Source organism: Fluviicola sp. (genome assembly GCF_029266855.1).
In the GTDB taxonomy this organism is placed as follows: Bacteria; Bacteroidota; Bacteroidia; order Flavobacteriales_D; family Crocinitomicaceae; genus Fluviicola.
On the sequence record NZ_JAQSWB010000002.1, the window covers coordinates 351,794 to 374,976 of the forward strand.

Here is a 23,183-nt window from a genome sequence, read left to right on the forward strand (position 1 = left end):
TTAGGTGTAGGTGTAGAATCTATTGTTAATTATTAAGGTTTTACTTCTTTCGGTGGTTCAGGCTCAACGATCATTGCCGGTTTTCCGGCAAGTGGAATTTCTTCCTCGTACGGAATCATTTCTCCTTCGATAACAGGCTCTCCCGGGATAGGGATCTCACCGTTTTTCACATCGCATTTAACGGCTTCGGCTTTCAGTGTTAAGATTAACTTCTTTCCCCTTGCAAAAGATTCTATGCTTTGTTTCTGTAAAGTATCTCCTGTATGATTTTTTGCCAGGTAGATCAGGTCAAAAGTTTCCTCCTTCAGATCTTTTCTGTTCACTGTTAGTTCAAAGTTTCCGTCTTTATCCGTAATGCCTATCAGGATCGTTTTACCATCCTGCTGGATTTCAACGGGAGATTTTGCTAGCGGTTTTCCTGTTTGTTCATCTTTCAGTTGCCCGCTTATTTTTAACGGAAACTTGAGTTTGTTGAATGCTTTTTGTTTCACAACTGTTGCATCATCCGGTGCCGACTCACAGGATGAGATTACCGGACCCAAAAAACCAAGTATACCCAGTAAAGATAATCCCACCCGATAGGAAGCGATGGACAATGCAACATGTGAAGTTTTAGAACTGATTTGATGATTATGAAAAATTCCGCAAACCTTTCCCGGGTTCGACGTAATGATTTGTTTGATTTCAGTTTCTGATTTATGACGGAAATCCGTCAGTACTTTTTCACAACTGGAACAATAATAGCCGCCATTGCGTTGTTCCATTCGCGTATGCGACTGATTACAAGGAAGTGACATGATGGGCTTGTCCATAATTGCAGTTTAGTAAAATGAAAGTAGGAATTAATTAATTCGCTCATTTCAAAAAAATGTGAAGTGTATGTTTGCTTTATTCGGAGGGTTTGTTTCTGGTTTTTAAAGAAGGAATGGTACAAGCTGTATGGTGAATTGTTTTCTGCGGAAATCTGCGAAATCTGTGGGAGAATTATTTATTTGTTGTTTACCTCTTTTTAATAAGTAGTAATTTTACCTTGAAAAGTTAGTTGCTGAAAGTCTTTTAGCTAATTTAAAAGAGAATTCGAATCGATGAGAAAATTGAATAGCGTTTCACTGGAACAGATCAATCAATATTCAAATAATACCATGCTGGGACATTTGGATATTAAATGCGTGGAAATCGGGGAAGATTACATTGTGGCAACTATGCCTGTGGATCACCGGACACACCAGCCTATGGGCTTGTTACACGGTGGGGCAAGCGCTGCCCTGATCGAATCGATTGGCTCTATCGGTTCTACATTATTGCTTGATATCAGTAAAGAAGTACCTGTTGGAATCGAGATCAATGCCAATCATATCGGGAGCGTAAGAACCGGTTCTGTGAAAGGAATAGGGAAGATCGTGCATGCTGGATCGCGTACACACATTTGGCAGGTAGATATTTTTGATGAGTCGAACAATAAATTGATTTGTACTGGTCGTTTAACAGTAATGATTGTTCCAAGGTCGTGAAAGATTTAGTCATTTATAGATTACCTAAAGAAAAAGAGCCTGTAATCAAAAGAGGTACCTTTTTTGCTTTGAAGGAAGAGGAAAAGCCTTCGGGCTTTGTTGTTTCGGATTTTCTCCATGAACGGACCTATCATTTCAAAGAATCCGCAGACCTGGATATTGCTTTTGACTTTCATTACAGCAAGGAAATACCAACCGTCATTTCACGAAGAGATTACCAGATCGAAGCTCAGGCTTTTTTGAACTCGTTTCCCCTTCTTGGTGTGGAAAAAGGTGTTTTTTCGAGAGTAAAACAAACGCCTTTTGAAGGTGAAAGAGCCTTTGATCTGTTCCACATGCTGGAAAATACTTATCCCAATGCATTTTGTTACCTGATCTCTTCCCGGGAATTCGGAACCTGGATCGGGGCCACTCCCGAATTGCTGATGAACCAGGAAGGAATGGTTTGTAAAACCGTTGCGCTGGCAGGAACCCACGGAGAAAATGAAGAACACGAATGGACACCGAAGGAATTGGAAGAACATGCTTTTGTAGTAGATGCGATCAAGGAAAGTTTGGAACGGAATGCCTGCGTTGAAATTGAATCTGAAGGCCCATATGTTGTTCAGGCTGGACCGGTTCAGCATTTAAAAACTGACTTCAAAGCACTTCTTACAAAACCGAATGCATGGTCCATTGCTTTGGATCTGCATCCTACTCCAGCAGTTTGCGGAACACCGAGAAGAAATGCAATTGAAGCAATTGCAAGCAGGGAAATGCATGACCGCGGATTATATACCGGATTTATTGGTTTGTTTGAAGAGGGAAATACCAACCTGTTTGTAAATCTTCGTTGTGCACAGCTCTTCCAGGATAGAGCCTTTTTATATGTTGGCGGAGGTTTTACCATTGATTCGATTCCGGATATGGAATGGGAAGAAACAGAACACAAGGCTGAAACGCTGATGCGTGTGATGAAAAAAATTTATTAATCACCTTTCCGGTGTTAATTCGCCAATTGCACTAATTTCACCGAAGTTTAAATTATACTGATTTATGAAAGTCCTGGTTCTCGCTGCTTTAACAGCATCCGTAGTCTTGTTTAATAAGATCTGTGCTCAGAATTTGAAGCCTGAAAAAGCTGTTTCCTTAAGCATAGATGTTCCTCCAGTGAACTTGGATTATATTGGGAATACAAGAATCTTTGTTGATCCGGTTCCAAACGATTCTTACAATATTCGGGGAATGTTCATTAAGAAGTTTAATGATCGTATTTACTCGTTCGTAACATCCATCGAAGCAAGTGATATGTATGTAACTTTCTCAATGAACAGGATTACCAAAAAGAACGCTGCTCCTTCAACTTCCTCTTCTACAAATACAGATAAAAAGGGAAATAAAACAACTACGACGACATATCGCTACGACGGAGAAGAACAAATTGACCTTGTTTTTAACTTGATACTTGCGAATGGGCTTACTGTTAAAAGCTATCGGGAATCCGGATATAGCCAGTTTTCAGGTACTTCAGCTAAGAATTACGAGAGTGCAAAAATAGAGTATAACAACAACAAATCGAAAAAAATAGCTGGTACAGTAGAAGATTTGGTTGGAAAAATTTATGCTAAAATGTGTGCAGATTATTTCATCGGGAACAGGAATATAGATTTGTATGCAATCGGTGCAAAATCTAAGAAACAGGATTATTCGGACCTCAATGAGGCGGGAAACCTTTTAACTAAATGGTTTACAACCAATCCTACAGATAAGTCGGCCCCGGAAGTAATGAGAGCATTGCAGCTTTATGACGAGGCCTTATTGGAATATGAACCGGGATCAAAAAAGAACCGGGTGGACAATGAAATAGCTGCGGTCTGTTATTATCAGAAAGCATGTGTTGAATTCTACTTGAAGGATTACCGCAAAGCGGAGGAATTAATCCTGAAATCCGAATCACTGGATAAACGGATCCACTTCAGCCAGGAAAATATGAAAGACCTGCTGAAGTTGTTGAGAGACCGGAAGGTATTTAATTGATATTTTGAACTTTGACACTTTGACTCGGCTTTGTTACCATAGTTTGTCTTAATTAAAGGTGACTGAGCGGACTCGAAGGCAACTTTTAATTAAATTTACACCATGATTTCAAGTGCAAAATTGGAAGTACAGCTTTTGGTTGACGGCTGTAAAAAAATAGGTGTAACACATGTGGTTATTTCTCCCGGATCCAGAAATGCTCCTTTGAGTATTGCTTTTGACGAAGATCCGCACTTCCGGGTTTTTGTGGTGCCTGATGAGCGTGTTGCAGCATTTTATGCACATGGAATGGCTCAGAAATTGAAAGAACCTGTAGTGATTACCTGTACTTCCGGATCCGCGCCCTTGAACTATTACCCGGCAATTGCCGAAGCTTTTTACCAGGAAACTCCTTTGATTGTTATTTCTGCTGACAGACCCTTGGAGTGGGTGGATCAGGGAGATGGACAAACAATCCGGCAGGAACGCGTATTTGATAACATGGTCTTGAAAAGTGCCCAGTTGAATGAAATTCACTCGGACAACCAGCGCTGGCATTTCGAACGGAATTTATCGGAAGTGCTGCAGGCTGCAATTGGAAACAGGAAAGGTCCTGTTCATTTGAATATCCCTTTTTCGGAACCTTTATATGAAACGACAACGGATATCCATATTCTGAAGAATTGGGTGGAATTGGCTGAAACGGAATCCGTTTTGTCAAAGAGCAGTAAAATTAAACTGGAAAATTTGTGGTCCGGTTCTGAAAAGAGATTGATCATTGTAGGGCAACTTCAAAAAGATCCGGATTTACAGGAGCAACTGGAAAAATTAGCTTTGGACGGTTCCATTGCTGTTTTGGTAGAGCATACTTCCAATATGTATAGTCCGTATTTTGTTTCCAATATTGACAGAACGCTGAATATCATGCCTGAATCGGAGGTGCAGTCCTTTCATCCTGATTGCATTGTAACCATTGGAGGAGCAATTATTTCAAAGAAGATTAAAGCGTTCCTGCGTCAGTCCAAAGCACCAGTGATTCGTTTCGGAGCAGATTTTCCGTTCATGGATACTTACCAGAATCTGCGTTTTACAGCAACGGTTTCTGCTTCTGCTGGCTTGGAATTCATTCAGCAGCTTGTAGCAAGTAACCCGCATAAATCGCGCTTTGGTTTTGCATGGAAAAAGGTGGATCAATATGGATCGGATGACCAAAAACAAGTTTGTGCTGCCCAGCCCTGGAGTGACCTGAAAGCGATGGAATTTGTCATGGATGTCATTCCGGATTATTGTAATCTGCATATTTCAAATAGTTCCCTGATCCGTTATGCCTTGTTGTTTGACCCGATTAAAACGGTGAATTACTGGTGTAATCGCGGTACTAGTGGGATTGATGGCAGCAGCTCTACAGCGGTAGGATCTGCAATTGCTTCTCCGAACGAAGCACATATACTGATTACCGGAGATTTATCGTTTTTCTACGATTCCAATGCTTGGTGGAGTAAGCATTTACCATCTAATCTGAGGATTATTGTGGTCAATAATGGCGGTGGAGATATCTTTAATATTATTCCGGGGCCTAAATCAACAAAACAATGGAAGAAGATTTTTGTTGCAGAACAGGAATTATCTGCAGAAGACATTGCTAAGACTTATCAGTTGGAATACTTCGCGGCTTCTTCTCAAATCGATTTGGATGAACACCTGGATACCTTCTTTTCGGAAAGCACTAACGGGAAGCCTAAACTTCTGGAGATTAACACCATGGATGAGCAGAATAGTGCTGTCCTGGAAGCGTATTTCAAAGCCTTTACGAAAAGAAGTTCCTGAGAAAATTTCGAACTGTGACTGAGCAAGTTTGGAACGGTGATTGAGCATAGTCGGTGACTGAGCGTAGTCGAACCGAAAAAAAACAAAGAGAGCCCAAACTGCTAAAAACTACTACGAAAAAGACAGCTGGACTCTCTGATTGGTTTGAATGCCTCTAAATAGGGCAAGGTTCAATATTGCTAATGTAAGTAAATCAGATATTTAAAACAAAATTTAAAATCCAAAAATTCTGTTAAAAATGAAAAAAATCACAAATCCATTTTTTATAGTTTAATTGACATTAAATTTGTCACAAAAAAGGAATAGTGGAATTTGAGATATTAACAACAGGCATTGGAATTTTTTACCTTGTGGTATTAACCTTATTGGAGATCGTATTGGGGATCGACAATATTATTTTTATCTCAATCATTACGGATTCACTTGTAAAACAAGATCAGCGAAAAGCCCGGCTTTTAGGTTTGAGTCTGGCCTTGATAATCCGATTGCTGTTGTTGAGTGTAGTCTCATGGATTATGCAATTGGATCAGAACTTTTTATTTAAAGGAATAGAATGGCTCCACTATTTTCCATATACGGATGAAAAAATTACAGGTCACAGTTTAGTATTATTGATCGGAGGACTTTTCCTGATATACAAATCGGTTGGAGAAATGCACTCAAGTGTAAAAGGAAATCACAACGAACTCAAGAAAAAGAAAAAAGTGCGTTTAGGATCGGTTGTGATGCAGATTGTCGCAATCGACTTTATTTTCAGCTTCGACTCCGTAATTTCAGCAATTGGTATGACGAATGATATTCGCCATGAGGCACATGGACAAGATCCGTTTGTAATTATCGTTTTGGCTGTAGTCATTTCCATGATCATCATGTTGATCTTTGCAAGGCCAATTGCCAATTTCATCAATGCACGACCAACTATTAAAATGATTGCGTTAGGTTTCCTGGTTACGATCGGAGTATTGTTAATTGCGGAATCATTCGGTCAGCATATTCCGAAAGGATATATTTATTTCGCGATGGTTTACGCCTTGTTTGTTGAGTTTCTCAATATCCGTATGCGTAAAAACAAAAAGGAACCTGAGTTGTGAATCCGGAAGAAATCCTGACGATTCTTCGTGTTGAAAGCCCGGATGAGGTAGAAGAAGCAATTGAAACGGAACTTTTTGAGATCAAAAAATCCATTCTTGCAAAACCCTTGTTAAGATTGACACTTAAATCGAAACTGGCTCGTTTGGATTTGCTGGCTAAAATTTCAGAAAGTCAGCAGCTTTATCAAAATGATCAGGTGCCTCAATTCCGCTACGATCTGCATACAAACGAAGAGGTGCTTGTTTTATGGGAAAGCTACATGAAAGCCAAAAGTCAATGGAAAATTGCTTTTACTCAAATGCAGACACCACGTAGTTTAATCGGGATTCTGGAAGAGGGATTGGCGATGGAAAGAGCCTTTTCGGAGCAGTTTGAGCCTTTGACTTGGTTGGATGAAGAGCCTGTTTTTGGAGTTGAGCCGGATCCCATGTTGATCCAAAATGGTTTGAAACAGGCCGCACGAAGAGGATGGCTTACATTCTCAGACCTGGAAAAGAATAAAAGTGAACTGGAAAAAGACCTGTTGCTAGCGATAAAGCGCTTATCTTTGCTGCCGAAATACCTGTAAAGCAATATCAAAATAGTTAAAACAATGAGTGAAGGAGTGTTTGATAAATTAAGAGAACAATTAAGCCTGGAAGAATGGCCGAATGTCTATTTCTTTAAGTTTATTGTACCAAATACTCCGCAATCTTTAGCTCAAACAACTGCCTTGTTTGATGAAACGGCACAGATTCAGTTTCATGAGTCGAGCAACGGTAAATTTGTTAGTGTAAGTGTAAAAGAAATGATGCTGGATGTAGATTCGATCATTGCAGTGTATGAAAAAGCTCAAGTAATCCCGGGAATTATTTCCTTGTAAAATATGAAAAAAAGAACCGTATTGACCTTGGTGGGTCTCAGTCTCTTGATTACCCTTTTGATTTTATTCCGGGTGAATTTTGTGAAAGGAATCCGTTCCTGGGAAAGTAAAGTTTTAGGGACTCTAATAGCATTGGCCGCAATTACGATGTTGTATATTGCGTATAAGTCAGTGATCAAATATTTTTCAAGAGGCACATTGAAAAAAGAGGATTATGCTTTGCTTTTTGATTTGGAAAGCAAAACCCAAAGTGGTGAGGTAGAATTCTATTTTACGATAGAACAAAACAAAAAAGTTGTGTTTTCAATTTTGAATGCAAAAATGGAGGCTATCAAAGTACTCCAGGACAGAGAGTTTCCTTCCGGGGGGCACATTGTTCGCTTTGATGCCAAGGACCTGGACAACGGGACTTATTTCTATTGCCTGCAAACAGATAATCAAAAAACAATGAAGAAAATGTTTGTTCAGCATGACAATCTGACAGTGTAAATTGTCTTGGCAAAGCTTTTGACAAACAAAAAACAAATAGTAACTTTAGACCGACGAAAAGAAGTCGCATAAAATTGAAACAATTATGGCATTAGAAATCACAGATGCAAACTTTGAAGAGCTTGTATTGAAATCAGACAAACCGGTAATGGTAGACTTTTGGGCAGAATGGTGTGGTCCATGTAGATTGATCGGTCCAATCGTTGAAGAAATGGCAAATGAATACGAGGGTAAAGCAATCATAGGAAAAGTAAATGTTGACTTAAATCCTGGAGTTTCTGCTCAGTTTGGAATTCGTAATATCCCTACAATCATTTTTGTTAAGGGTGGAGAAATTGCTGACAAATCAGTTGGTGCTGTTCCGAAAGGTCAGTTGACTGCTAAGTTGGATGCATTAATTTAATTTTAGAATTCAATAGAATAAAGGTCCGCAAGTCGGACCTTTTTTTTGAAATTCACAACCAGTTTACATGAAAAATTTTTGGAGGCGCCTGCGATTGTACGGATTAGGCTTTGGAGTAGGATTGATCTTTGTTTTTTTCTTTTTTAGAAACAGGGGCTGTACGTGGTTGCCTGAAAACAGGGTTAAAAACACCTTCTTGGGGAAAGTGATCGTGGTGTCGGAAGACAACCAGCGGATTTTTGATCAGCATGAGTTAAGTGATGAGGAAATCATATCTTTTTTGAATGACGGGTCAATTTCCTTCGGTTCAAGTAAAAAGCAGGGTGCTACGAAAGTTTATAAGATCGAAAAAGAAATAGACGGTAAAAATATAGCCCTGTGGTTTTCCATGCCGGAAGACGCTTTTGTTGCTGAAGCTGTATGGCCAAAAGGGTCTATTCAGAAATTTAAAAGCACAACGGAAGGCTATGGCCGCATGATTAGTTTTCCGCATGTGAACAGCCTTGTTTATCTCAAAGAAAGCGATGAGTTGACTAAGCAAATGGCTGAATTTGGAATTGTAGATGAAGAACATGTTCAGTATTTGTTGAAAAAAGCCGGTTTAATAGACTTCTCGAAAACAAATTTCAATGCAGAACCGATGCCTGAGCAGTTTGTTGTTTTGCCTCGTAAAAACGGTGATACATTAACTGCCAGAACTACCTGGTACAAGGATCATATCGAATTTTATGAATTTGAACGCAATTAGCTTTGGATTTAAGGCATTTCATCACAATGTTCTGTTAATAAATCCTATTTTAACACTCACATAACCTAAAGGTTTTTACTAATTTTGTCCAATGGAATTTTCAGCGCTGCAAATAGCTACTATCCTAAACGGTGAAGTCGTTGGTAACTCGGATGTTACAGTTGCTGGCTTAGCTAAAATTGAAGAGGGAACTACAGGTTCACTTTCGTTCCTGTCTAATCCCAAGTACGAAGAATATATCTATACAACGCAATCAAGTATTTGCATTGTAAATAAATCATTTACTCCTGCGAAGGCACTGCCTGAAACACTAACCCTGATTAAGGTGGATGATGCTTATGCATGTTTTGCAAAACTACTGGATGTTTACAACCAGATGCGCCAAAAACAGCCGAAAATCGAAACTCCGTCTTTTATTGCTGAATCTGCTAAAGTTGGAGACGGCTTGTATTTGGGGGCGTTCGCTTATATTGGGGAGAACACGGTAATTGGCAAGAATGCTAAGATCTATCCGCAGGCATATATCGGGGATGGAGTGGTCATTGGTGATGACTGCACGATCCATGCCGGTGTAAAAGTGTATGCCGATACGAAGATCGGGAATCGTTGTGTACTGCATGCCGGTGTTGTAATTGGTAGCGATGGGTTCGGTTTCGCTCCGGATGAGAACGGAGTTTTCTCAAAAGTACCCCAGATCGGGAATGTAGTTTTGGAAGACGATGTGGAGATCGGTTCGAATACGACGATCGACTGTGCAACAATGGGTTCTACTATCATTCGTCAGGGAGTAAAAATCGATAACCTGGTTCATCTGGCTCACAATGTAGAAGTTGGACATCATTCCGCGCTTGCAGCACAGGTTGGTGTTGCCGGTTCTGCGAAAATTGGTAAACACGTCATGGTGGGTGGTCAGGCTGGAATCAGCGGGCATCTTCATATTGCCGATGGAACTAAGATCGTGGCACAATCCGGAATCCCGAATACGGTTAAAAAAGCGGAAGTACTCATGGGTTCACCTGCTATTCCAATGGACGATTATAAAAAATCATTTGTCGGATTCAGAAGGCTTCCAATCATTATTAAGAAATTATCAGAACTAGAAGATAAAATTAAAACCCTTTCAAAACCTGCAGAATAATATGTCGGAAAAACAATTTACCCTTAAAGAAAAAATCACATTCAATGGAGTTGGTTTGCATACCGGAGAGTCCGTTACAATGGAAATTCATCCGGCAGCTGAAAATCACGGATACAAATTCCAGCGACTGGATGTAGATGGTCAACCGATAATTAAAGCAGATGCGGATTTGGTGGTTTCTACTGATCGTGGAACTACGCTTGAATCAAATGGTGCTAAAGTATATACGACAGAGCATGTTTTGGCGGCATTGTACGGATTGGAAGTGGATAACGCATTAATTACACTTACCGGGCCCGAGATTCCGATTATGGATGGTTCATCTCTTCTGTTTGTGAAAGAAATTCAGCGTGTTGGAAAGCAAGAGCAGAATGCTGAACGCCAATACCTGGAATTAACAGAGAACATTAAGTGGGAAGATGCTGAAAGGGGAATTGAATTTTTGGCTGTTCCGGATAAAGAATATCGTGTAACGGTAATGGTGGATTATAATTCACCAGCTTTGGGAACACAGCATGCAAGTATGTACCACATCGGTGAGTTTGAAAAAGACATCGCTGCATGCAGAACATTCTGCTTCCTTGGAGAATTGGAATTCCTGGCACAAAACAACCTGATCAAAGGTGGAAGCCTTGACAATGCAATCGTTTTGGTTGAACGGAATGATGTGAAGGAAGAAGAATTGGATCGCCTGGCAAAATTGTTGGGAAAAGATAAGTTAAAGGTGAACTACGATGGGATCGGGGTTTTGAACAGCTTGAAATTACAGTTCGAAAATGAACCGGCTCGCCATAAATTATTAGACATCGTAGGTGATTTGGCTTTGGTAGGGAAATTTATCAAAGGACACATTTTAGCTGCTCGTCCCGGACATTCGGGAAATACGCGTTTTGCAAAAGTCTTGAAAGAAGAGATTAAAAGACAGGAAAAAGGTAATCGCAAATTTGATTTGGAACGCGAACCACTCTATAACATTAACGATATCGAGCGCATGTTGCCTCACAGATATCCGTTCTTATTGGTTGATAAGATCATGGAGATCACGGAGGATAAAATTGTTGGTGTGAAGAATGTGACAATGAATGAGCCGATGTTTCAGGGACATTTTCCCGGAAACCCGATCTTTCCTGGAGTTCTTCAAATTGAAGCTACAGCTCAGTGTGGAGGTATTTTTGCCTTGAGTAAAGTAGAAGATCCGCACTTGTATTCGACCTATTTCATGAAGATTGACAATGTGAAATTCAAGCAAAAAGTTGTTCCGGGAGATACATTGGTATTTGAATTAACATTAATTTCACCTATTAGACGCGGATTGGTTCACATGCGTGGAAATGCTTTTGTGAACGGCAAACAAGTTATGGAAGCTGAAATGCTTGCACAAGTCATTAAAGATAAAGCAGAAGTATGATAAGTCCACTAGCACATGTTTCTCCCAATGCAAAATTAGGAGAAGGGGTAGTTATAGAAGCATTTAGTACAATTTACGATGATGTAGTAATTGGAGCAGGAACGAAGATCCATCCGAATGTGACCATTTATCCCGGTGCTAGAATTGGAGAAAACTGTGAGATCTATCCGGGTGCAGTTATTGCTGTAATTCCTCAGGATTTGAAATTTGACGGCGAATACACTACTGTGGAAATCGGTGACAGAACCGTGATCAGAGAGTGTGTTACTATCCATCGCGGTACAAAAGATATGTGGAAAACAACAGTTGGAAACGATTGTTTGTTAATGACTTATGTGCACGTTGCCCACGATTGTCAAATTGGAAATAATGTCATCATGGCAAGTTATTCCGGTTTGTCGGGTCACTGTGTAGTGGGAGATTATGCCATTTTGGAAGGCCGCTGCGGATCCCAGCAATTTATACACGTTGGTGCACATGCATTTATCGCAGGTGGATCACTGATCCGAAAAAATGTTCCTCCTTACGTAAAGTGTGCACGTGAGCCGCTTACTTATGCAGGGATCAATTCCGTAGGACTTAGAAGACGTGGTTACACAGACGAACAGGTGCGTGAAATAGAAGATATTTACAGAATCATTTTCGTTCAGAACAACCATATTACGAAGTCACTGGATATTGTAAAAGAATCCATTCCCGATTCTCCTATCAGAAGAGAGATCTTGTCATTCATCGAAGCTTCGGACAAAGGAGTAATTAAAGGATTGATATAACAATTGTTTTTCGAAATTAATTGTAAATTAGCTCAGTAGACTGTTATTCATGCTATCAAAGAAGACAAAATATGCATTACATGCTTTGACCTACCTGGCAAAGAAAGATGCTAATGAGCCAACTTTGATTCTCGAAATTGCAGAGAATAGCCGTATTCCCCGGAAGTTCCTGGAATCTATCTTGCTTGATTTAAAAAAACAGGGAATCCTGAATTCAAAAATGGGGAAGGGCGGAGGTTACTTTTTAAGACAACAACCTGCACAAATCCAGATCTCAACGATCATTCGACTATTTAACGGCCCGATTGCCTTGCTTCCGTGCGTTAGTCTGAATTATTACCAACGTTGCGATGAATGTACGGATGAAATGACCTGTGGCTTAAATAAAGTGTTTATCGATGTTCGGAATGAAACACTCCGTATTTTAGAAAATAAATCAATTCAGGATATTGTAAATCAGGAATTGTAATCAGTCAGCCGTGGCTGGATAAGACAAACAATCAAGTGGTACATAGAAATCAAATTATTGAAGTTAAAATCGACGATTTTGCATTTGGCGGTCAAGGTATTGCACGCATGAAATCGGAAGAAGGGGATTTTATTTTATTCGTTGAAAATACCTTTCCGGGTCAATTCGTAAGAGCGCGTGTTGACAAGAAAAGAAAACGGCATGCCGAATGTAAATTACTGGAAGTTTTAGAGCGTTCTCCTTTGGAAAAACCGCTGCCATTTCAGGAGATTTCAGGTGCGCCATATTTGTTTGTCCCGATTGAAGTTCAGCAAGAGTATAAGAAGAAATCTACATTGGACGTTTATCGTAAGATTGGAAGAATTCAGGACCCGAATGCTTTGTTTGACACCTTTATTTCTTCCCCTGAGGCATTCTTTTACCGGAATAAAATGGAATACAGCTTTTCATGTATTGAGCACGTTCCCGAAACAGGCGAAGAAATTGATGATGCTTTTGCTCTTGGATTCAAACGAAGAGGAACCTGGTGGAAGGTTGAAAACCTGAATAAGCCGAGTGGTTTGTTTGATGAGCAGTGGGAGACCATTCTGCCTGAATTTCGGGATCTTTTGAAAACATTCGGACTTCCTGCCTGGCATCCGCCGAAAAAAGAAGGTTTCTTCCGGCATATTGTAGTCCGTAAATCTTTCGAACAAGATCAGTTGCTTTTACACATCGTTACAAGTTCCGTAGGAATTAAGAAATTCGATACCAAACAAGTTGTCGCTTTTCTGAAAGAGAAATTAGGAAATCGTTTGGCAGGTATTTGGCATACGATCAATGATAATATTGCTGATAGAGCGAAGATAGAGAACGGGACAAGTACCCTGCTTTTCGGAGATTCTGTGGTGGTAGAAAAAATGCTCGGACTTTCCTTCGAGATCAGTATGGAAAGTTTCTTCCAGACAAACCCCAAGAGTGCCGAACGTTTATATACCAAAGCCATCGATTACGTTTGTGATCATGCGAAAGACGGTGGAGTAATTATGGATTTGTTCTGCGGAACAGGAACTATCGGCCAGTTAGTGGCACAACGTGTCAATGCAGGTGAGATAATCGGAGTAGATATCGTGGAGGAAGCGATTGAAGATGCCAAGCGAAATGCAAAGCGCAATAAACTGGAGCATCTTCATTTTTTTGCTGCAGATGTAGGTAAATTCCTTTCACTTCACCCGGAATACTTAAATCGTATTGATACCATCGTTCTGGATCCGCCAAGAGCCGGAATTGCCCCGAAAACATTGCAAAAAGTAATGGCGCTGGGAGCATCTCATATGGTGTATATTTCGTGTAATCCTTCAACACAGGCGCGCGACACTGAAACTCTGGAAAAAGGCGGTTATAAACTGACTAAATTGTCTTTGGTAGACCAATTCCCGCATACCAGCCACATTGAGGCAATTGCGGTGTATGAGAAAATAGATTAACAGGTAGGGCGAAAAATTTTTCGCCCCTACCTGTTTTAATCACCAAATAAAAGGAATCACCGCTTTGCGGTCTCTCGGATAATCCGGAAATGTATGCTTATACCACTTGTGATTGGCCAATGCTCTTGGAAATAAGTTGCAAAAGGTAAAGAATGCAAAGCAAAATGCCGGAAGATTCCAGCACAGGATTGCAAAACCGATCCACTCCAATAATTCTCCTCCCAGATTTGGTGCAGAGATCAGTTTAAACGGCCCTCCGTAAGGAATTTTGTACCCGTCTGACGGGTTCTTTCTCAAGTTGATTAAAACAGTGTCAGAATAGATGTTGGTAAACATTCCGATTACGAACAGACTTGTCCCAAGAATAAATTGCCAGGAAGTGAACCAATCATTCGTATACGAAGAGAAATGGGTGAGGTAATAACCGATCAGGAACCCGTTCGCTAAATTGTGGAACATGGCCATTCCAACAATGCTGACAGGAATTTGCTTGCCTTTGGTGCGTGTTCTGAATGGGTAAATAAAACTTCTGTTGACATAATGGGCGCTAAATAAACCGATAATGGTCCAGTCGACGGCTGAGAGGGTTTTCGGACTTGTTAAAACAAAGTAATACAATACGACTAAAACAAAGGTTTCCATAACTACCCATCCCCAGCGATTTGGCATGCTTGGGCCCCATTTGGAACTGGCAAATTTCCCATAAGGTGCATCTTTGAATTGAAGACCTAAAAATGCGATAATTCCCACACCGATCCAGGCGTAGCAGTAGAAATAGAAAGTGTCTTGCGTCATATCAGTGATTCTCGTGGTGCCAAGATAATAAATCTTTCATCGTTTCATCAATTGGTCGGGGATTATGACCCAAATCCCTTTTTGCTTTTTCGGATTCGATGAATTTGTTCCCGAATTCCAGAATTTCAATACTTTCACGTGTAACGGAAGGATCTTGTTTGCGGATTTTGTAATAGAAACTGATGAAAGGGAGAAATGACTTTACCAGGCTAGCCGGAACTTCAAAACAGGGAATGCGCTTGTTGGAAACTTTAGCAACTACCCGCGACAGATCTTTTAAAGTATAATATTTCCCGCCGAGGATGTAAGATTCTCCCAATTGTCCCTGGGTTAAAGCATTGCAAATGGAGTTTGCAATATCGCGAACATCGACCCAGTTATAACCGCCCTTAAAGACAAAAGGAACCCGTCTTTTCGCCATGGAAATGAATGCATTGTTTTGTTTGCACCGTGCATAATTCGGCGGACCGAAAACACATGTCGGATTCACAACAATGACCGGTAATCCTTCTTCGAAATATTTGCGGGCGATCAACTGGCCGTCTCTTTTACTTTTGTCGTAAGAATAAGCCTTGTCAGAAACAAAATTGCGCGTTTCGTTCAATGTTTGATCTATTGGAAGGTGATCGTAGGCATGCACGGAAGACAGGTGGACAATGCGCTTTAAGTTACTTTTTTTAGCTGCTTTCAACACATTTTCGAGCCCTTCGATATTGGTTTTCTGAACCAGCTGATTCATATCGCCGTTGATTGAAATAAGTGCTGCACAATGAATAAGGTAGTCACAGTCTTTCATTAATTCAAGCAATGATTCTTCATCGTGTAAAGAACCTTTTACGGTTTCAATGTTTCGGCTTTCGAGGAAATTGCTTTTTGAATGAATAAGAGCTTTAATAGTGTAGTTGCGGCGGATCAGTTCTTCGATAACCGCATTTCCGATATGACCGTTCCCACCAGTTATCGCAACTTTCATTACTTTCCTTTTGCCTTTACAATAATCAGAACTGTGTGCATCAGGATCTTTAAATCCAAAGCAATGGATCTGTTTCTGAGATAAAGCAGGTCGAATTTCATGCGCTGAATCATCTGGTCCACATTTTCTGCATAGCCGTATTTTACCTGTCCCCAGGAAGTAATTCCGGGTCTTACCTTGGTTAGTTCCAGGAATTGAGGTTCTCTTGCTTTTATCTGATCGATGAAAAATTGTCTTTCCGGTCGGGGCCCCACCAATGACATATCGCCTTTCAATACATTGAAGAATTGAAGAAACTCATCCAGGCGCGCCTTGCGCATAAACTTGCCGATCGGAGTAATCCGTGGATCATCCGTGCTTGAAAGCTGCGGGCCTGCCTTTTCAGCGTCCACATACATGGTTCGGAATTTTATGATCTTAAAAGGTTTCCCGTTCAAACCGATGCGTTCCTGGAAAAACAGGATAGGTCCCGGAGACGAGAGTTTAACAGCAATTGCAAGAAACAGGTAAACGGGGATAAGCAGGATAATTGCAACCAGGGAAAAGACAATGTCGAACAAACGTTTGGCTGCCCGCTGCCAGTAAGGCATTACTTCCGCATTTACTTCCATCAGCAACGCACCGAAGATATTGTTCAGCTTTACGGATCCTGATAGAATATCATACATGTCCGGAAGGACCTTGATCACAATATTGTCGTTGTTAATTCTGGAAACGATCGTTTTCAGGCGCTCATGCTCTGTACTTTCGAGAGCAATAATTACTTCTTCGACCCGGTTTTCCGAGATAATTTCCTCTAACTGGTCAACATGACCCAAGTAAGGGATTTTGTTTTCCAAAAGTTTATCAATCCCGTTCAGGTTAACAAATCCGACAAATTGATTTCCGCCTCCTTTTTCAATACCTTCGATTTCCTGGTAGATCGCAACTGCTTTCTCCGATCCCCCGATCAGCAATGTTTTAAATCCGTCTCTTCGCGAGTGAATTCTTCTTACAAGAATGCTGGTAATAACAAGCCTGGAAAAAAAAGTAAATCCGAAATGGAGCAGAGCTAACGTTAAGAGTGAACGGTAATAATTGAAATATGTATTTACATCGTCATCTATCAGTAAGGCAAAGAATAGAACGATGGATCCGAAAATTGTTGCAAATGCAGTATAAGAAAGGATTTTTAAGCGATATAGTCTTCGGACATCCTGGTAGGTTCCCTGAAGCGTGTAAAACAAGAGCCAGAGCAAAGGAATGAAGAGAATTCCGTAGTAAAACGTTTGATTAAATGAGAACTCTTCGCCTTCAATGTTGGTCTTTCGGTAGTAATAGAATAATGCCCACGATAAAGCTGCCGTTAAAAAATCACTCCCAATAAATAAACCTCTAAACAATTTTTGCATTCTCAATGATGATTCTAGAAGTGTACTACTTTAATGTTATCGATATAGACTTCACTTGAACTTAAACCGTCATCTAAGAGCATTCTAAGGTATTGTTTGTAGGAAATTCCGTTTGGTGTATTCGAAACAACGTCTTTCAAATCAATATAGATTTTCTTCCACTTCACATCACTGGTTTGCTGTGAAACAGTGAATCCGCCATGATCAACCTGGGCTCCGTTTTGTATTTCAATCATTCCGGTCAGAATTGAATTGGTGTTTTTGTAATCAAATTCAAGATAGACTTCCGCCCCGCTTTTAGGCAAAGGCAATGCCGGTTCTGTTATTCCCACCCATAATGATTGGGCAGAATTCAGGGCGATGTGTCCGTAATTCCCCCAGGGACCGTTGCTGCTATTACTCTCTACGGTCATTTCTGCAGTGGAAACAGAAGCATCCTTAACAAGTTTCACAGAGGAATCTTCGAAATCTTCGATCCAGAATTGAGTGTTCGCAAAATACCTGGTTGACGGATTAAAGGTATAAGTCTCTCCTTCGGCAAGGTCCATGGTAACTTCATATGGTTCTGCGAAGGGGTAGATCTTTTTGGTTGAGGCAAGACCATTGTTTTTAAATGCCGGATATAAGGTAACCTTGCAGGAACCGGAAACAAGAACAGGGATTTTACATGGAACTTCAAACACACCGATTATCTTCCCGTCAACATACACCCAAACATCTGAGAAATTGTGGGTCAATTCACCGGTAGGATCATTGGAACTTGGATTTGAATTAAGGGTCCAGGTGTTTATTTCAAGCCACACAGGGAGTGGATTATTCTTTACACAACTGGATAATCCGAACGAAAGAAGAACAAAAAAGTATAAATATTTCATAGATAAGCCTATCCGCATCTAACGCAAATTTACGTTAATTATTGTCGAAAACCGAGAGATGTGCGGATTTCAGTTTGTCAATAATCTGATATGCTACATCTAAGGCGCGGTAAGCATCATCGATCGAAACCACAACAGGCTGATTATGAACGATAGAGTTGTAAAATGACCGGAGCTCTTCCTGGATTGCATTCGTCTTTTTAATCTCGGGTTTTAATGCCGAAAAATTGACGTCATCATTGAGCTGAAAACTGAAAAATCCCGGGGCTTCCTGGTCTTTCGGAGTAATCATGATCTGGTCAACCGACTGATTTAAGAAATCAATTACGAGGTAGCCTGTTTTTTGGAAAATCCTCGTTTTCCGCATATTGTTCAGCGACATCCGCGATGCGGTAAGATTCGCAACACAACCGTTATCGAATTCGATTCGAACAGAAGTGATATCGGGAGTTCTGCTAACAACGCTGACTCCACTTGCAGAAATCCTTCGGATAGTTGAATTTACGCAGCTCAAAACGATGTCCAAATCGTGAATCATCAGATCCAGGATCACGGAAACATCGGTTCCTCTCGGATTGTATTGTGCCAGACGATGAATCTCGAAGAACATCGGTTTCACGATCAGGGGTTCGGCAGCCTGGAAAGCAGGATTAAAACGCTCAACATGACCAACCTGGACAATGACACCGGCTTCCCTGGATAGGTCCAGTAAGATCTTTGCCTGTTCCGTAGTTTCAGCAACCGGTTTTTCAATGAATACATGCTTACTGGAACGGATTGCTTTATACCCGATATCAAAATGGTGAAGTGTAGGTGCAACAACATCCACACAGTCGGATGCATCGATCAGTGCCTGCATATCTTCCCATCGCTGAACATGATATTCTGATTTTGTTTTTTCTGCGGATTCGTCCGAGGGGTCATAAAAACCAACTAATTCGAATAGATCACTTAATTCCAGGATCAATCGAATATGGATTCTGCCCAGGTGTCCAGCTCCAAAAACGCCGATTTTAAGTTTCTTATCGCCCATAGGACAAATTTAAGGATTCACCCAAACGAATCCGGTAATGAAGATTAGTGTTATTAACAACGAATGTTTAGTTGCGAAAATGAAATCTGAATTGCCTCATTTTCTGACGAATACTGCATGAAAGAAAAAAAAATCAAATTAGCTATAGGATTTTCAATAGAAATACTTATTTTTGCGCCACAATACGGAGGTTGTAGCTCAGTTGGTTAGAGCGCTGGTTTGTGGTACCAGAGGTCGCGGGTTCGAGACCCGTCTCCCTCCCTAAAACAGAATGAGAAACAGTGCGAGAGCGTGTTTCTCATTTTTGCTTTATCTCGTTTTCAGGGTTCAAATAAAAAAGCGCGGTAAATAATTTACTGCGCTTTTTATGTTCGGGAACTTATTGTTTCGTTTCATCTGTCGTGAATCCCTTCTTTGAATTCTTCAATCATTTTCTTGTTGAAAGCAGGTAAGTCCTGTGGCGAACGGCTGGTAACCAATCCTTTGTCGACCACAACTTCTTCATCTGTCCAGGCTGCTCCTGCATTTTGCAAATCAATTTTAACGGACTCAAAAGAAGTCATCTCGCGACCGGCCACGACACCTGCGCTGATTAATACCTGCGGTCCGTGACAAATTGCAGCAACCGGTTTTTTTTCGTTAAAAAAATCCTTGACAAAATCGAGTACCTTGTTTTCTCTTCTCAGTTTGTCCGGGTTGATCACGCCGCCCGGAATAACCAACCCATCGTATTCCGAAGCTTTCACATCGTCTACAATGTTGTCAACGGGATATTCCTTTCCCCAATCACCTTTATTCCATGCTTTGATTGTTCCACCCTTCAGGCTTACAATTTCAGCCAGCCAACCTTGCTTTTCAATTGCTTCTTTCGGTGATTGCAACTCACTTTCCTCAAATCCGTCTGTAGCCAAAATGGCGATCCTCTTGCTCATATCACTATCATTTAATGTTCAATCTGCAAGTTACGGGAGCATCGCCAACATTAAAACTGTTTGCTGTTAAAGTGTGATAAAGGATGTTAAAGCTATCCGGAAGCGAAGGATGAGTGGACTAAAAATTCAGACGGAACTGCACCGTAATATCTGATTTTCGGGATCCCTTTATTTCTTCCGGACCGGAACTCAAAACTGTTCTGTTTGAATATAAGAAAGTTCCGTAACGGATCCACAGATCGCAATGTCTCAGGAAGGAAAAACGAATCATGGCATAAGCTCTCGAGCCTTGGTAATAATAGGCAGGAATAGAGAATACATAAAGCGCATTGTTCTCAAAAGTATAGATTCGGGTGTCATAACTATCCGTATCAAATAGGGCGTAACGCAGGGTCAGATCGAACGGCAGATTCTTAGGTTTGAACAAAAAGTCCTGGGTAAAGATCCAGCCGTCTTCCGCTGCATTGCTTTTCCTATTTATGGTTACGTATTCCAATCTGCTTTTGAGTGTAAAACTTTCAAGCACTTTATATGACATGTTCAAACGGTAATTGTTCTGAACTACATTCTCTATTTCAGTGATGCTACCATCTGTATTCCTCGAATTCTTTTGCCGTGTCTGCTGTCTGAAACGAGCATAGATTTCGAAAACTTTATTGGGTTTGTAGGTCGGTTGAACTAAAAATTCGTGTCCTTTCGAAGGAGCATCAACCTGATATTTTAACCATGGGAAACGAAAGAAGTCGACGTAAGAACTGACTGACCAGGCAGGGGCAAGCTTCACTTTGATCCCGGAAAAGATTCCCGTCTCATTTTGAGTATTGCTCCCCTCCGAAAAACCGTTGTTGTAGAACGAATAGTATCCCTTCGAATAATTTCTGTAAATAACGGAAATGGAAACATTGGGATCCAGGATAGCCATCAACCCGTGAAGCTGGGCAAATGATTTGGAATGTGTACTGTAGGAAACCTCTCCGAAGAAGTTGAAATTCCGGAGCACGAAGTTGTAATCTCCACTGATAGCTGTCGTGTTTTTGCCTCTGAAAGCGTACAAGTTGTAGGGAACAGTGTCTTTTTGAAGTTCCTGGCTGTATTGTTGGTTCACTACTGCAAGACCGGCATTGAAGCGGGTAGAGTTGTAGCTTAAATAATTGCCGATCACTTGTTCGCTAAGTTTATTTTTTCGTGCAATCTCACTATTGGTGCGATGCAGTCCGGAAAGGTCGATGGTAGTTACAAATTCCAGGTCATCTGTTAAGGTGTCGCTTATTCCGGAGCCGTCGATTTTCTTGTTACTGTAAAACGTCAGCAGGTTCCACTTTTTGTAACCGATTATTGCTGCGCCTCCTCTGAAAAAACGGTTCTCATCTACAGAAGTATAGGGTCTCAACAGATTAGCTGCTTTTTTGGACGAAAAAATATCTGCACTTTTCCCAAAGGCATAACCGCTCCACGTGTTCAAGCCCTGCCCGATTTGAATTTGGTAATCTCCGGCAGCAACTGCGCGGTTGTATTTTCCTCCTTTATAAAAAGCGTGGAAGGAGTAATAGTCAAAACCATTCTTCTGCGATCCTTTAAAAAATTCTTCGCCGGCATCTTTTTCTGCCGTAACACCTAAACTGATGTTTGTTCTGTAGGTGTATCTGAACCGGGTGTAATATTTATCCGGATTCCCGCGGTAAAAGCTGTTTGAGTTGTTTAAAACTGAATCTGAGACAGGAGTATATCCTTTTTTTTGTTCGGGAGTTCGTTGATAGCGTGTATACCATTCGATCTTCCCGTTTTTAATGGCGTCCTTGAATGTTATGTGCATGTTTTCAAGGCGATCATCTACTTTTACGAATGGGAGTACGAGAGAGATCGTATTTAAATCCCAGTATTTTAAGGATTGAAGTTCGTAAATACTGATAAATTTCCCGAATTGTTCCACATGCAAAAGTGCATCTGTGATTTGAACTTCTGTAAGCAAACCTAAAGCACGCAATTCATCGGGGTTGGTATTGTTCAGGTTGATCGGATTGTCGAAGAAGTAATTCAATTGATCAAAAATATTGGTGAGATCCAGTTCTTCTGATTCGGACTGCTCGGCAATGAATTCTACGCGTTGCTGGATAATCTCATTTCTTTCCTGGCTAAAAAGACCGGAACTGATGCTGATAAAAAAAATAAATAAGAGCCTATTTTTCCGCATCTTCTTTGAATTGGTAGTTTAAGCCGAAGTTAGGAGACCAGCCAAGAGTTTGGTGGTATTTTGAACCCAGATCAATTGAGAATCCCGCTACCTTATAACCGATTCCAAGAGCTAGTTCCATCGGTGCACTTTGAGCTCCGAAACGGATAAAGAGCGCTTGTACGGGCTGATATTCCACAGCACCTTTAAACGAGATTTTAGTGATAACTTGTTTTTCGACTTCTGCAAAAACAGATACTTTTTTAGAAGGCTTAAACTGGCATCCGCCACGAAGGACTGTGGCAAAGCGGTCGGTGACGGGATTGATCCGCTGTCTTCCGATATTCATAACTGAAACACCGAGGCTCCATTTTTCTGAAATTTTTGCAAGGAGACCGGCTTCTATGGTACCGCTAACTGTCGATCCGTAGTTTCCCCCAAGACGAAGTGTTTGAATGTTTCCCTGGACACCAAGCTGAAGAAAATCGGTGAATTTCATGCTGTATCCCAAACCGGCACGGGTATTTCGGTATTGTTGGTATCCAAAAAATTGTGCTCCGGCAGTAATCACTCCTACTTTCAAAGGAATGGCGATTGCCAATGCCTGCGTTTGAAGTTCTTTGGTAAGAAAGCGCGTTTCGTAATAAGCCCCGAAAGAGATGGTTTTAATAGAGGCGGCTGCACCCGGATTGTGGTGATAAGCCCAAACATCATCCAGGCAAACGCTGGTATTTGCTAGCGATACGGCCCGGGAACCAACAGGATTCCATCCTTGTCCAAATGAGAAGAGGAAGGAATATGTGAATAGTAGAAGTAGTATTGATCGTATCATG

The 23,183-nt window shown here is 40.9% G+C and carries 24 protein-coding genes and 1 tRNA gene; 16 read left to right on the forward strand and 9 right to left on the reverse strand.

All coding sequences use genetic code 11. The features are described 5' to 3' along the window. Positions 1 to 32 precede the first annotated feature (32 nt). Positions 33 to 812: a hypothetical protein gene (locus tag K0S23_RS06920; RefSeq protein WP_300355701.1), complete on the reverse strand. Its 780-nt coding sequence runs from the start codon at positions 810 to 812 to the stop codon at positions 33 to 35. A gap of 273 nt (positions 813 to 1,085) precedes the next feature. On the opposite strand from K0S23_RS06920, the gene K0S23_RS06925 reads away from it, so the two are divergent. The 15 genes from K0S23_RS06925 (at position 1,086) to rlmD (ending at position 14,181) form a co-directional block, all read left to right on the forward strand. Further along, positions 1,086 to 1,511 (forward strand): hotdog fold thioesterase, encoded by a 426-nt coding sequence (locus K0S23_RS06925; RefSeq protein WP_300355702.1) that lies wholly within the window; start codon positions 1,086 to 1,088, stop codon positions 1,509 to 1,511. Then, complete coding sequence (locus K0S23_RS06930) at positions 1,508 to 2,482, forward strand: chorismate-binding protein (protein ID WP_300355703.1); 975 nt, start codon at positions 1,508 to 1,510, stop codon at positions 2,480 to 2,482. Before K0S23_RS06925 ends, K0S23_RS06930 begins: the two co-directional genes overlap by 4 nt. 64 nt (positions 2,483 to 2,546) lie before the next feature. After that, positions 2,547 to 3,527 (forward strand): hypothetical protein, encoded by a 981-nt coding sequence (locus tag K0S23_RS06935; RefSeq protein WP_300355704.1) that lies wholly within the window; start codon positions 2,547 to 2,549, stop codon positions 3,525 to 3,527. A 102-nt stretch (positions 3,528 to 3,629) separates the two neighbouring features. Then, positions 3,630 to 5,333: a 2-succinyl-5-enolpyruvyl-6-hydroxy-3-cyclohexene-1-carboxylic-acid synthase gene (gene menD, locus K0S23_RS06940; protein ID WP_300355705.1), complete on the forward strand. Its 1,704-nt coding sequence runs from the start codon at positions 3,630 to 3,632 to the stop codon at positions 5,331 to 5,333. Between the two features lie 305 nt (positions 5,334 to 5,638). Continuing rightward, positions 5,639 to 6,424, forward strand: coding sequence for a TerC family protein (locus K0S23_RS06945; protein ID WP_300355706.1), 786 nt, complete (start codon positions 5,639 to 5,641; stop codon positions 6,422 to 6,424). Beyond that, positions 6,421 to 6,993, forward strand: coding sequence for a hypothetical protein (locus K0S23_RS06950; RefSeq protein WP_300355707.1), 573 nt, complete (start codon positions 6,421 to 6,423; stop codon positions 6,991 to 6,993). Before K0S23_RS06945 ends, K0S23_RS06950 begins: the two co-directional genes overlap by 4 nt. Before the next feature lie 24 nt (positions 6,994 to 7,017). Beyond that, positions 7,018 to 7,287 carry a DUF493 family protein gene (locus K0S23_RS06955; protein ID WP_300355708.1) on the forward strand — a complete coding sequence of 90 codons (270 nt, stop codon included), beginning with the start codon at positions 7,018 to 7,020 and terminating at the stop codon, positions 7,285 to 7,287. A 3-nt stretch (positions 7,288 to 7,290) separates the two neighbouring features. Then, positions 7,291 to 7,776, forward strand: coding sequence for a hypothetical protein (locus K0S23_RS06960; protein WP_300355709.1), 486 nt, complete (start codon positions 7,291 to 7,293; stop codon positions 7,774 to 7,776). Positions 7,777 to 7,861: 85 nt separating this feature from the next. Then, the gene (trxA, locus tag K0S23_RS06965) at positions 7,862 to 8,179 is read left to right on the forward strand and encodes a thioredoxin (RefSeq protein WP_300355710.1); all 318 of its coding nucleotides are present in this window, start codon (positions 7,862 to 7,864) and stop codon (positions 8,177 to 8,179) included. A 67-nt stretch (positions 8,180 to 8,246) separates the two neighbouring features. Then, positions 8,247 to 8,927: a hypothetical protein gene (locus K0S23_RS06970; RefSeq protein WP_300355711.1), complete on the forward strand. Its 681-nt coding sequence runs from the start codon at positions 8,247 to 8,249 to the stop codon at positions 8,925 to 8,927. Positions 8,928 to 9,018: 91 nt separating this feature from the next. Next, positions 9,019 to 10,065 (forward strand): UDP-3-O-(3-hydroxymyristoyl)glucosamine N-acyltransferase, encoded by a 1,047-nt coding sequence (lpxD, locus tag K0S23_RS06975; RefSeq protein WP_300355712.1) that lies wholly within the window; start codon positions 9,019 to 9,021, stop codon positions 10,063 to 10,065. Between the two features lies 1 nt (position 10,066). Then, positions 10,067 to 11,473, forward strand: coding sequence for a bifunctional UDP-3-O-[3-hydroxymyristoyl] N-acetylglucosamine deacetylase/3-hydroxyacyl-ACP dehydratase (locus K0S23_RS06980; RefSeq protein WP_300355713.1), 1,407 nt, complete (start codon positions 10,067 to 10,069; stop codon positions 11,471 to 11,473). Then, positions 11,470 to 12,246, forward strand: coding sequence for an acyl-ACP--UDP-N-acetylglucosamine O-acyltransferase (gene lpxA, locus K0S23_RS06985; protein ID WP_300355714.1), 777 nt, complete (start codon positions 11,470 to 11,472; stop codon positions 12,244 to 12,246). The genes K0S23_RS06980 and lpxA overlap by 4 nt, the downstream gene beginning before the upstream one ends. A gap of 49 nt (positions 12,247 to 12,295) precedes the next feature. After that, positions 12,296 to 12,715: an Rrf2 family transcriptional regulator gene (locus K0S23_RS06990; RefSeq protein WP_300355715.1), complete on the forward strand. Its 420-nt coding sequence runs from the start codon at positions 12,296 to 12,298 to the stop codon at positions 12,713 to 12,715. Between the two features lie 35 nt (positions 12,716 to 12,750). After that, on the forward strand, positions 12,751 to 14,181 hold the full coding sequence (rlmD, locus tag K0S23_RS06995) for a 23S rRNA (uracil(1939)-C(5))-methyltransferase RlmD (protein ID WP_300355716.1): 1,431 nt from the start codon (positions 12,751 to 12,753) through the stop codon (positions 14,179 to 14,181). Positions 14,182 to 14,220: 39 nt separating this feature from the next. Here the strand turns inward: rlmD and K0S23_RS07000 are convergent, their stop codons facing one another. From K0S23_RS07000 to K0S23_RS07020, 5 genes are read right to left on the reverse strand one after another with little or no spacing between them, the layout of a single operon-like run. Further along, entirely contained in the window at positions 14,221 to 14,976 is a 756-nt protein-coding gene (locus tag K0S23_RS07000; protein WP_300355717.1) for a DUF1295 domain-containing protein, read from the reverse strand. Position 14,977: 1 nt separating this feature from the next. After that, entirely contained in the window at positions 14,978 to 15,949 is a 972-nt protein-coding gene (locus tag K0S23_RS07005) for an NAD-dependent epimerase/dehydratase family protein (RefSeq protein ID WP_300355718.1), read from the reverse strand. After that, the gene (locus tag K0S23_RS07010; protein WP_300355719.1) at positions 15,949 to 17,340 is read right to left on the reverse strand and encodes a sugar transferase; all 1,392 of its coding nucleotides are present in this window, start codon (positions 17,338 to 17,340) and stop codon (positions 15,949 to 15,951) included. Before K0S23_RS07010 ends, K0S23_RS07005 begins: the two co-directional genes overlap by 1 nt. A gap of 14 nt (positions 17,341 to 17,354) precedes the next feature. Beyond that, the gene (locus tag K0S23_RS07015) at positions 17,355 to 18,215 is read right to left on the reverse strand and encodes a hypothetical protein (protein WP_300355720.1); all 861 of its coding nucleotides are present in this window, start codon (positions 18,213 to 18,215) and stop codon (positions 17,355 to 17,357) included. Between the two features lie 34 nt (positions 18,216 to 18,249). Then, a complete protein-coding gene (locus K0S23_RS07020; RefSeq protein WP_300355721.1) occupies positions 18,250 to 19,248 on the reverse strand; it encodes a Gfo/Idh/MocA family oxidoreductase in 999 nt (332 codons plus the stop codon). 186 nt (positions 19,249 to 19,434) lie between these two features. Between K0S23_RS07020 and K0S23_RS07025 the strand changes: the two genes are divergently transcribed. Beyond that, positions 19,435 to 19,510 (forward strand) — tRNA-His (locus K0S23_RS07025). A gap of 130 nt (positions 19,511 to 19,640) precedes the next feature. Here the strand turns inward: K0S23_RS07025 and K0S23_RS07030 are convergent. From K0S23_RS07030 to K0S23_RS07040, 3 genes are all read right to left on the reverse strand, one after another. Further along, positions 19,641 to 20,180 (reverse strand): type 1 glutamine amidotransferase domain-containing protein, encoded by a 540-nt coding sequence (locus K0S23_RS07030; RefSeq protein ID WP_300355722.1) that lies wholly within the window; start codon positions 20,178 to 20,180, stop codon positions 19,641 to 19,643. A 118-nt stretch (positions 20,181 to 20,298) separates the two neighbouring features. Next, positions 20,299 to 22,371, reverse strand: coding sequence for a hypothetical protein (locus K0S23_RS07035; protein ID WP_300355723.1), 2,073 nt, complete (start codon positions 22,369 to 22,371; stop codon positions 20,299 to 20,301). Continuing rightward, positions 22,358 to 23,182 carry a hypothetical protein gene (locus K0S23_RS07040; RefSeq protein ID WP_300355724.1) on the reverse strand — a complete coding sequence of 275 codons (825 nt, stop codon included), beginning with the start codon at positions 23,180 to 23,182 and terminating at the stop codon, positions 22,358 to 22,360. The genes K0S23_RS07035 and K0S23_RS07040 overlap by 14 nt, the downstream gene beginning before the upstream one ends. Position 23,183: the final 1 nt, after the last annotated feature.